Origin of the sequence: Geothermobacter hydrogeniphilus, from assembly GCF_002898515.1 — a bacterium.
Lineage (GTDB): Bacteria > Desulfobacterota > Desulfuromonadia > Desulfuromonadales > Geothermobacteraceae > Geothermobacter_A.
In genome coordinates this window covers 80019-87277 of sequence record NZ_PPFX01000013.1, presented here as the reverse complement: position 1 = coordinate 87277, position 7259 = coordinate 80019, and the positions used below count along the sequence as shown (strand labels likewise).

At 60.6% G+C, this 7259-nt stretch carries 6 protein-coding genes; 2 read left to right on the top strand and 4 right to left on the bottom strand.

What is annotated here, in order from left to right; genetic code table 11:
* Positions 1-206: 206 nt before the first annotated feature.
* Entirely contained in the window at positions 207-1652 is a 1446-nt protein-coding gene (gene nhaD / locus C2E25_RS07690; protein WP_233189372.1) for a sodium:proton antiporter NhaD, read from the bottom strand.
* A 291-nt stretch (positions 1653-1943) separates the two neighbouring features.
* On the opposite strand from nhaD, the gene C2E25_RS07685 reads away from it, so the two are divergent.
* On the top strand, positions 1944-2735 hold the full coding sequence (locus C2E25_RS07685) for a carbon-nitrogen family hydrolase (protein WP_103115176.1): 792 nt from the start codon (positions 1944-1946) through the stop codon (positions 2733-2735).
* A 168-nt stretch (positions 2736-2903) separates the two neighbouring features.
* On the opposite strand, the gene rpsA is transcribed toward C2E25_RS07685, so the two are convergent.
* Both rpsA and C2E25_RS07675 read right to left on the bottom strand, forming a co-directional pair.
* Positions 2904-4085 carry a 30S ribosomal protein S1 gene (gene rpsA / locus C2E25_RS07680; protein WP_103115175.1) on the bottom strand — a complete coding sequence of 394 codons (1182 nt, stop codon included), beginning with the start codon at positions 4083-4085 and terminating at the stop codon, positions 2904-2906.
* 27 nt (positions 4086-4112) lie between these two features.
* Complete coding sequence (locus tag C2E25_RS07675) at positions 4113-4508, bottom strand: hypothetical protein (RefSeq protein ID WP_103115174.1); 396 nt, start codon at positions 4506-4508, stop codon at positions 4113-4115.
* 116 nt (positions 4509-4624) lie between these two features.
* Between C2E25_RS07675 and trxB the strand changes: the two genes are divergently transcribed.
* Positions 4625-5560 (top strand): thioredoxin-disulfide reductase, encoded by a 936-nt coding sequence (gene trxB / locus C2E25_RS07670; RefSeq protein WP_103115173.1) that lies wholly within the window; start codon positions 4625-4627, stop codon positions 5558-5560.
* Positions 5561-5949: 389 nt separating this feature from the next.
* Here trxB and C2E25_RS07665 read toward each other — a convergent pair whose 3' ends face one another.
* Positions 5950-7062, bottom strand: coding sequence for an NAD(P)-binding domain-containing protein (locus C2E25_RS07665; RefSeq protein ID WP_103115172.1), 1113 nt, complete (start codon positions 7060-7062; stop codon positions 5950-5952).
* Between the last annotated feature and the right edge of the window lie 197 nt (positions 7063-7259).

The following is a 7259-nucleotide window of genomic DNA, read 5'->3' as shown; positions in this document are numbered from 1 at the left end:
CACAACGACCGGAACAGCGCCAGTCAAGGCGCTACGCGCCATGCCTGGCGCACCATACAAAAGAGCCGCCCCGGGTACGAGGCGGCTCAAAAGTGTCCGGATGTGAGGCGTCTCCCGGCCGAGGGAGTGAGGTGTAGCGGCAGCTACTCCGCAGCGACCGAGACCGGGAGCAACGAAGCAGACGGGTGCTTTTCAGCCGCCGCCCCTCAGTGAAAATCGTTCATGTGGTGGGCATTGACAATCAGATGCAGCCAGATGCTGGCGGCGTAGCCGAGAGCGATGGCCCAGGTCCATTTCAGGTGCTGACCGAAAGTGTATTTGCCGCGGGCCGTTCCCATCAGGCCGACCCCGGCCGCGGAACCGATAGACAGCAGGCTGCCGCCGACGCCGGCGGTCAGGGTCACCAGCAGCCACTGGCCGTGCGACATGTGCGGGTTCATGGTCAGCACCGCGAACATTACCGGGATGTTGTCAATCACCGCCGACATGATCCCGACCAGGACGTTGGCCCAGGTCGGACCGAGGTCCGTGTAGAAATAGTTGGAAGCGAGCGCCAGGTAGCCAAACTGGGACAGGCCGCCGACACAGAGAATGACGCCGTAAAAGAACAGCAGGGTGTCCCATTCAGCCTTGGCGACCTTGCGGAACAGGTCGAAACCCGGAGCATCGTGACCGTGGGCTTCTACGTTGTGCCCGGTGATATCGAGCGGATTGTCGCCGGTGGTCATGGCCCGCAGTTCCTGCCGTTTCAGGAAGAAACCGAAAAAGGCCAGGTAGCCGAAGCCGAGCATCATGCCGACCGCCGGGGGCAGGTTGAGGTATTGGTGAAAACAGACCGCGGTGACGATGGTCAGCAGGAAAAGAAACATGATGCGGCGCGCACCGACCTTCATGGTGACCATCTCGCCGTGGGTTTCCGGACGCTCCTTGGGAACGGCGAAACTCATGATCAGCGCCGGCACCAGCCAGTTGACCAGTGAAGGCAGGAAGATGGCGAAGAATTCGATGAAATCGACCCGCCCCTTCTGCCAGACCATCAGCGTGGTGATGTCGCCGAAGGGGGAAAAGGCGCCGCCGGCGTTGGCACCAACAACAATGTTGATGCAGGCGACAACGACGAACTTGGCATTGTCGCGCGCCACCGCCATGACCACCGCCCCCATCAGCAGTGCCGTGGTCAGGTTGTCGGCGATCGGCGAAATGAGGAAAGCGAGCAGGCCGGTAATCCAGAAGACGGTACGCAGGGTGAAGCCCTTGAGCACCAGCCAGGAGCGCAGTGCCTGGAAAACATTGCGTTCGGTCAGGGCGTTGATGTAGGTCATCGCCGAGAGCAGGAACAGGAACAGCTCGACATATTCGATCAGGTTGTGGCGGATGGCGACCTCCGGGGTCTCGTGATCCCCGAGGGCGGCATAGGCGAGCGCCACCAGGATCCAGATGATGCCGGCCGCCAGCAGTACCGGCTTGCTTTTGCGCAGGTGGATTTTCTCTTCGAGAATCACCAGCGCATAAGCGGCGATGAAGAGAATAAGGGCCAGATAGCCGAGATCGGTACTCGCCAGGACGGTATCGACCTGGGGAGCGCCTTCATTCGCAAGAACCGACGAACTCCCCAGCAGACACAACATTACGGACAATAATAGGTGCTTCACGGGTCCTCCTGAACAGGCAAGCCTGATTGGAATCCGCACCGGCCGGCAGATGGCGGCACGGACAGAATGTTTCGGGGTGGCCAGTGGAACAAAAGCAGGCCCGCCTCCTCCCGACGGACCTTTAAAACGTTTTTTGTAGCACCGCCCCCCGTGGGTGTCAAGCAAATCCGCGGCCCTGACCGGGCTTGTGGGCTACCTGCGGGTTGGCTATAATGGCCGTTCGGGAACATCTTCAAGAACCCGGAATCGATACATGGAAACGGTGTTCTTTTTTTCTCAAGGAGAGGTTTTATGCTGTCTCGCGTGAAGGTATCCAGTCTTCAGTTCCACATCGCCTTGGGTGAAATTAAAACAAATCTAGTGAAGGCGACGGCCGCCCTCGGGCGGGTCGCCGACCAGGGTGCGCAACTGGCCGTTCTGCCGGAAATGTGGAGTTGCGGCTACGACTACAAGCGGCTGCCGGAACTGGCCATGGAAACGCCGCAGGTCCTGAACGAGCTCTGTCGGATCAGCGAAGAGAGCGGGATGGTCATTGTCGGCAGCCTGCCGGAAAGAGCGCGGGAGAATGTTTTCAATACCGCCTACATCATCGACCGGGGACGGATAGCGGGCAGTTACCGCAAGCTGCACCTGTTTTCCTTCATGGGAGAAGACCGGTTTCTGAGCTCCGGAGAAGAGAGCCTGGTGGTCACCACCAGTGTCGGCCGGCTCGGCGTGGCGATCTGCTACGATCTGCGCTTCCCCGAACTGTTCCGCAAACTGACCCTGGAAGGGGCGGAGATCATTTGCCTTCCGGCCGAGTGGCCGAAACCGCGCCAGGATCACTGGCGAACCCTGCTGCGCGCCCGGGCAATCGAGAATCAGCTCTTCATCGCCGCGACCAACTGCTGCGGCGTGCAGGGCAGGCTCGATTTTTTCGGTATGAGCCTGTTGATCGAACCACGCGGCGACGTTCTTGCCGAAGCCGGGGCAGCCGATACCGAACTGGTTGCCGAATTCGAATTCGCACGGCTGCAGGACTACCGCGCCCAGATCCCCTGCGCCGATGACCGGCGACCGGAGGTGTACGGCAAGTTGCTCTAGGAGTCTGAGGAAAAACGCCCATCTGCTGCGTTGTCCTCCCCCTGCGTCAACGACGTACCTTCCGGTACGCCTTATTCCGCAGAGTTTCGGACGCCTTGCATCTGGGCATTTTTGCTCAGCCTGGGGAGCGTGGTTTTTCGACCTCCTGCTGCCGGGGGTGGAGAAAGGCTACTTCTTTTTCATCCCCGCTTTGAACAGGTCGGCAAAAGTCCCCATCCCTCCGGAAGAGGGTTGTTCAAGATAGCTGTTCTGCTCCCCGGTCTCGCCTTCCGTTGCCGGAGCCAGGGAAATCCGCCGCGCCTCACGATCAACCTGTTCAATGGTCACCCGCAGTTGCTGACCGACCATCAGTTCTTCCTTGGGATGCCTGATGCGGCGCCCGCCGCCCAGTTTCGAGATGTGCAGCAGTCCGTCCAGGCCTTCGTCAAGGGTAACGAAGGCGCCGAAGTTGGCGAGCCGCGAGACGGTGCCGGTATGGGTGGTGCCGACGGCGAAAACGGTTCCAACCCGGCTCCAGGGGTCGGCCAGAGTGTCGCGCAGACTGAAGGAGAACCTGTTGTTTTCCCAGTCACAGGACTTCACCGCCACCTCCAGCTGCTGGCCGACATGGAGCACTTCGTTGATATCCTCGACGCGCCCGTAACTGATTTCGGAAATCGGCAGCAGTCCCTCAATGCCGCCAATATCAACGAAGGCGCCGAAATCACGGACATTGGTGACCGTCCCCTGAACAACCTGCCCGTCCTTGAGGGTTGTCCGCAATTCCTCTCGCCGTTGCCGACGCTCCTCCTCCAGAATCTCGCGATGGGAAACGACAATGTTACGTCCCTGCTCACTGAACTGGCTGATCTTGAAGGACAGGGTCTGACCCAGCAACGTCTCGGAATTCTCCTCCCGACGCAGACCAAGCTGGGAGAAAGGACAGAATGATCGTACTCCGCCGGGGAGGCGGATCTCGTAGCCCCCCTTGATTTCCTTCTCGATCCGCCCCTCGACCGGGATACCCCCCTGCCAGGCCTGTTCCAGCTGTTCGGTGCCCGAGGCGCCGCCACCGAGACGGGTGGTGAAACGCAGCTCGCCACCGGCGCTGGAGACAAAGTAAACCGCCAAGGTATCGCCGACCGCGACCGTCAGCCGCCCGTCGGCATCCTGCCGTTCCCTGACATCAAGGACTCCCTCCCCTTTCTGGCCGACATCGAGAAAAATCCACTCGCTGCCGATTTGCAAAACCTTCGCCTCGACCTTCTGTCCCGGCTCGATGCGGATACCGGTTGTACTCAGGCTCTGCTCCAGCAGGGCGGCGAAATCTTCCTCTTCGTTCGGATCGAAATCCTGGTCGTCGCTGTTCATGGGCAATCCTTGTGAGAAGGGAACGGCTCAGTCCTTGAGGGGCTGGGCGCTGGCGCGGAAACGCCGCGGTACCTGCTGCAGTGAATCGGCGAACTGCAGGGCGCCGTTCTGATCGACATAGAGGTAACGCCGGCCCGGGATGGGCGTCTTGCCGCCGGCCGGCACCGCTGTTCTCAAGGGGGCAACGGCCGTCGCCGGCTTGACAGCCGGTTTTTTCTCCGCCGCGCCGATCAGCTGTTCGATACTCGGCCGACCGGTGGCCCCGAACATGGCCAGCAGTCGATTGCGGAAGTCGCGGTAGAAGACCTGGACCTCACGCACACCCGGCGCCGGCAGAGGAACCTTGAGCAGCAACTGGTCCATCCCCGCCAGCAGGACGCAGAAGACCAGCCCCCAGATCAGAAATCGTCGCAATCCTTTCATACCGCCACAGGCTAGCGCCTGACCCGGCTGCAGGCAAGCCAAAAAATCGCCGGAAGGTTCACAGCCGCCCGGTCGATGTGCTAGAGTTGCCGCTACTTTGCCAAGGAGAAGAACAGATGTCCGACAAGCTCTACGATGTTGTTATTATCGGCGGCGGCCCGGCAGGACTGACCGCCGGTCTCTATAGTTCGCGCGCCCGGTTGAAGACCCTGCTGATCGAGAAAATGATCATGGGCGGCCAGGTGATGACCACCACCAAGGTGGAAAACTACCCCGGTTTCCCCGGCGGCATCGACGGCCCCGACCTGATGATCCGCTTTCAGGAACACTGTCAGGAATTCGGCCTTGAAACCACCACCGGTGATGTGACTGGACTGCGTCTCGACGGTGAGCAGAAGGTGCTGACCGTCGATGGCGAGGAGTTGAGAGCCCGGGCGGTGATCATCACCACCGGCGCCGAACCGAGCAAGCTCGATGTTCCCGGTGAAGTTGAATTCACCGGCCGTGGCGTCTCCTACTGCGCCACCTGCGACGGCGCCTTCTTCCGCGAACAGGAGATCGCTATCGTCGGCGGTGGCGATACCGCGGCCGAGGAGGCGCTGTTTCTGACCCGCTTCGCCAAAAAGGTCTACCTGGTTCACCGTCGCGACAGCCTGCGCGCCACCAAGCTACTGCAGGACCGGGTGTTCGCCAACGACAAGATTGAAATGGTGTGGAACAGTGTCGTCAGCGAGGTCAAGGGAGACCAGAGCGGCATGACCTCGGTCGACCTGCGGGACACGCGGACAGGAGAGGTCCGCAACCTGCCGCTGCAGGGGCTGTTTGTCGCCATCGGCGTGACCCCCAAGGCTCACTTCCTCGCCGGCGTACTCGACCTCGACGCCGGCGGCCATATCCTCACCGATGCCGAATGCCGCACTTCGATGCCGGGGGTCTTTGCCGCCGGCGATGTCCGCAAGAAACTGCTCAAACAGATCGCCACCGCGGTCGGCGACGGCGCCGTGGCGGCGATTGTCGCGGAAAAATATATCGACGAACTCAACAACGCCTGAACGAATAACGCCGGGCAGGTTCCGGTCTGCATGACTCGTGACCTGCCCGCTCCTTGTCCCACCGATATCCGTCCCTCCCGACAGCGTTTCCCCGAACCGGATCACGGTCACCGGAGCTTGCATCCGCCAGGCAAATGCAATATATTGATAATTGAATGAGTTGACCATCCCGGTCGACAGAGAAAGGACCCGATCATGGATATCTGGATCGTCCTCGGTATTGTCGCCGTCTGGATCATTCTGCAGAAGTGGATCCTGCCGAAAATGGGCGTTTCCACCTGAATGTCCGACGCCTGTGACCTTCCGGTTCGGAAGGAAGAGAAAAAAACCGCGGACAGCAACGACGAAGCGGCCTGAAAAGGCCGCTTTTGTCGCGATAGATCGGGGGCTCAGTCGCGAGTCGTGAGTTTCGCACTGATGGCGGTCACCACCCGGTAGGCATCATTGATCGCCGTATGGATCAGGTTCGGATGCTTCTGCTCCTGGATGGAACTGCCGCTGATGCACATGTAGGAGGGTGAAATCCCTCCTCCGATAACATAAATGCCCTTACGGGTCGACTCGAAATCGGCGGTCAGCAACAGCAGCCGATCGCCCTCCTTGGCAACTCGGCAGACCCCCTCGGCACAGGCGATAGACTGCAACCCCAGCTGATCGAAAATCGGCAGCGGTCCCTGCGACCCGATGCAGGCCAGAACATTCTGCATCGGGAAACTGAGAGCATTGTAAATCTCGATGCCGTCCGATTGCCGCACCTCGCTGGTACGAATTACCAGCCGGTCGACGCCATGCTTGTCCACCTCGCCGATACGCGGCTGCGCCCCCGGCAGCAGCCGCACGTGGCCACCGAGCAGAATCTCCTCCCCCAGCCGCTGGGCGGTCTCCTTGTTGACATCGAAGGTCTCGGCGATATGGGCCCAGTAGACCGGCTGATCATCCTCCGCCTCACGCTTGGCACGCAGAATCGAGCTGATAACATCGGCCGCGGTATTGCCACCGCCGATCACCAGGGTTCGCACCCCGACATATTTCTGCGGATCGTCGAGAGTCTTGGCGACCATCTTGGCATCGCCATAGACGGTCAGCTCCTTGGGGATGCTGCTGCCGAAGGCCAGAATGATCCGCTTTGCCCGCAATGAGCCCCGCGAGGTTGTAACCAGATAGCCGCCGCGATCCTCCGCGACCTCCACGAACTGAGTTTCCAGCTGCAGGTTGAGCTGTTCATGCTCCACGAAATGCTCGACATACTGCAGGTATTTCTCCACCGTCACCGGTTTCTCCGGCGGCTGCAGCGCCTCGACCCGAAAGGGCTCTTCGCTGTCTTTGGGCCGCGAGGCAAAAACATTCTTCCCGGCCGGATAGGTGGTCGCGATCCCCTGAAAAACCCGCATGCCCGACTCGATCAGCAGGTAGCTTATTCCCTGCTGGTGACACAGGTAGGCAGCGGCAACCCCGGCCGGACCGGCGCCGACGACAAGAACTTCATAGCTCTGTTCCGACATGGACACTCCTACGGCAATGGTCTATTGAGACCTGCACGGCCACCGGGGATTTCCGCGCAAGGGAATCCCGCAACGACCATGGGGTGGGGCACACAGCATAGCACCCGACCATGACCGGGGCAAGCATCGACGTACGACAAACCCCGGCACGCCGGGACACCTGCGTGACAAAAACAGAATCCCGGTTGATTCAGAGA